Origin of the sequence: Streptomyces sp. NPDC051664 (genome assembly GCF_044453545.1) — a bacterium.
Classification (GTDB): Bacteria; Actinomycetota; Actinomycetes; order Streptomycetales; family Streptomycetaceae; genus Streptomyces.
Map to the genome: position 1 here is coordinate 1 of NZ_JBITCU010000093.1, position 3,337 is coordinate 3,337.

The window sequence follows — 3,337 nt, forward strand, 5'->3', positions numbered from 1 at the left end:
GGTTCGCCCTTGCGGCCCCGGTGGACGCGGAAGCTGTAGATCAGCCGCGACCGCTCTCCGGGACGGAAGCAGGTCATTCCCGCCATCGAGACCCGTCCGGAGCCCCGGCCCCGGACGCGGACGACGGGTGTCCGGCCGATGCGGCCCCAGGACCTTGCACGTCCCCCGGTCCGGCGGATGCACGCGAACGCCCCCCGGACAGGGCCGACAAATCCCGTTGAGGACCCAGAGTCAGTCAGGCCGTGGGTCAGACCCCGCCGGGGAACGCTCACGTACATCCTCACTGTCAGGCCGCCGCCCTGCGCGTATCTCACAAACCACAACTACCGACCCGACTCAGGCGCCGGCAGGCGAACGGCCCGACATCACCCGATCAAGTTCAGTAGCTAGCGCGCAACCGCTGAGAACCGCCCCGATTCCGGCGACGTCGTCGTCCAGACCAGGCTCGCACAACCCCCCAGAGATCGGTCCCGTTCGCCAATTGCTGGCCACGATACGGCGATCAGGACCGATTCACATGATCGCGTTACGAGCTCGGAGGATATGGTCTGCTCGCTCTACGTAGGATTTCGTGTCGCTGCTGGCAATGATGATGGATGTCGCTTAGCGTGGATTGTGCGCTTGGGTGCCAACAGGACGCGACCATAAGCGTTGCTATCCAGAGATCGATGCTCGCTGCAGCGCGACACAGTAGCGAAACCAGCCTCGCCGGACCGATGTGGGAGTAAACATGCCGCTTGAAGGCGAATACCAGCCGAGCCCGACCGAATATGTCCGTCTGCAGGTCGAACTCTACGAGCTGACCGATGGTGCCATCGGAAACACATTCAAGAACATGCCGGTCATCATCCTCACCACCAAGGCTGCCAAGTCTGGAAAACTGCGGAAAAATCCCCTAATGCGCGTGGAACACGAGGGGACTTACGCGATCGTTGCGTCCAACGGCGGAGGCGCGAAAGACCCGGTTTGGCACCGAAACATCATCGCCAATCCCATCGTCGAGCTCCAGGACGGTCCGGTGAAGCACGACATGCGCGCTCGTGAGATCTCCGGCGACGAGAAGGGTGTGTGGTGGGAACGTGCGGACGCCGCTTACCCGGAGTTCGCTGAATACCGCGAAGTGGCCGGGAGGGAGATCCCGGTCTACGTGCTTGAGCCCGTAGAGTTGGTGGAGCGGAAGTTCTGAAGGCGGTCCCTCAGCGCCTCGCTCGCGAAGGGGCGTCCTGGAACAGTGGGTTGACCTCGTTGACCAATCCCGCTCTCGTTGGTCCTGGCGAATGTGCACTGTGTCAGTCGGGTATCCCCGTGACCCTCAACGACAGTCGACCAGCCGTTCAGTGGCTCTGAACTCCGCCAAACCCCTTGCTTTGATCGGTTGAACGTGGTTGCTCCCAAGTTCGACCGCTCGCTCATTCGGCGAGGTTGAGTTGTGTAGGGCGGGCGATGTCGGCAACGGTGTAGTGGGCGCCACCGCACTTTAGCCTCGCGCTTTCACGAGATGGACTGTCCGAGAGTTGATCAGAAACACGGAAAGTGCCCTTGACCTGCAACGATAGGACTTGCTGAGGGTCCTGTTGGCTGCAAGGAAAAGAGCACTTTCCAGGTGAGAGAGCCTATCTCGTCGTACCCACGTGTCCGTGTCCAGGGAGACGGTCGGCAGGTGGTCTCGCATGCCGGTGCGGTCCTGCTGCTGGAGACGGTCCGCAAGACGGGCCTTGACCAGGCGATATCCGCAGCTCTGGCTCCGTGGCGGAAGCCGCGGGCCGTCCACGATCCCGGCAAGATCCTCCTGGACGTCGCCATGGCGGTCGCACTGGGCGGGGACTGCCTCGCGGATGTCGCCATGCTGAGGTGTGAGCCGGCGGTCTTCGGCCCGGTCGCCTCCGACCCGACCGTCTCCCGCCTGATCGACACCCTCGCCGCCTCCGGCGAGAAAGCCCTGCACGCCGTCCGGTCCGCACGCTCCGAAGTCCGTCATCGTGCCTGGTCGTTGGCCGGCGAGAACGCCCCGGACGCCGACGGTCAGGTCACCGTCGACCTCGACGGCGTCCTCGTGATCGCCCACTCCGATAAGCAGGACGCGGCCGCGACCTGGAAGAAGACCTACGGCCATCACCCGCTGACGGCCTTCGTCGACCACGGACCGGGCGGAACCGGTGAGCCCGTCGCCGCTCTCCTCCGACCGGGAAACGCGGGCTCCAACACGGCAGCCGACCACATCACCACCGCCCAGCTCGCCCTGGCCCAACTGCCCAAGCCCTACCGGCGGGGGCGGCAGACCCTGATCCGCACCGACTCCGCAGGCGGCACCCACGACTTCGTGGCCTGGCTCGCCCGGCGAGGACGGTGGCTGTCCTACTCGGTCGGCATGACGGTCACCGAAGCGATCCACGAACACGTGCTGAATGTCCCCGCCCCTGCCTGGACCCCGGCCGTCGAGACCGACGGGGAGATCCGGGACGGGGCCTGGGTCGCCGAACTCGCTGGTGACGTCCTGGACGGCTGGCCCAAGGGCATGCGACTGATCGTCCGAAAGGAACGGCCCCATCCCGGAGCCCAGTTGAGGATCACGGACGCGGACGGCATGCGGATCACGTGCTTCGCGACCAACACCCCTGACCGGCCGATCGCCGAGCTCGAGCTCCGTCACCGGCTCCGGGCACGGGCCGAGGACCGGATCCGGGCCGCCCGGGCCACCGGCCTGCGCAACCTGCCCCTGCACGACACCGCCCAGAACAGGGTCTGGATGGAGATCGTCCAGATCGCGCTCGACCTGCTGGCCTGGATGCCCATGCTCGCCCTGACCGGCCGGGCGAGGCTCTGGGAACCGCGTCGCTTGCGGTTCCGCCTGTTCTCCACAGCCGGCCAGCTCGTCACCACCGGTCGGCGCAGGATTCTCCGCCTCGCCCGGCACTGGCCCTGGACCGGCGAGATCACCGCCGCCCTTGAACGGCTCGCGCTCCTGCCCGACCCCGGCTGACCAGCAACCCACCGTCCCTGCGACAGCATCACCCGCCCTGGGCAGTGGAACCCGGCGCCCACCCGACGCGACAGACGGGCCACCGGCCTGCCCGGCATCAGCTCCGGAAAGGAAAAGGGTCCACCGACTCCGTCGGCGGACCCTCACGAAAGATCGAGGTTAGCCTCAATGCCAGTGACTTAACGACTGCTGGACGCTCGAATCAACGACGTTTTCGCACGTCAGAGCCTTGAACGGCTCGCTAAGTTACCGGTATTGAGGTTAGCCTCGGGCTTTCACGACGTGGGTTGTCCGATGCTTGATCAAATAAGCGGAGAGTGCTCCTGACCTGCAACGATGGGACTTGTCTAGGGTCCT

The 3,337-nt window shown here is 65.4% G+C and carries 2 protein-coding genes; both read left to right on the plus strand.

The genetic code is table 11. From position 1 onward, the window contains the following. Positions 1-730: 730 nt before the first annotated feature. The gene (locus ACIA8E_RS41610; protein WP_399307273.1) at positions 731-1,186 is read left to right on the plus strand and encodes a nitroreductase family deazaflavin-dependent oxidoreductase; all 456 of its coding nucleotides are present in this window, start codon (positions 731-733) and stop codon (positions 1,184-1,186) included. A 417-nt stretch (positions 1,187-1,603) separates the two neighbouring features. Continuing rightward, positions 1,604-2,980, plus strand: coding sequence for an IS1380 family transposase (locus ACIA8E_RS41615; protein WP_399307275.1), 1,377 nt, complete (start codon positions 1,604-1,606; stop codon positions 2,978-2,980). The last annotated feature ends 357 nt before the right edge of the window (positions 2,981-3,337 follow it).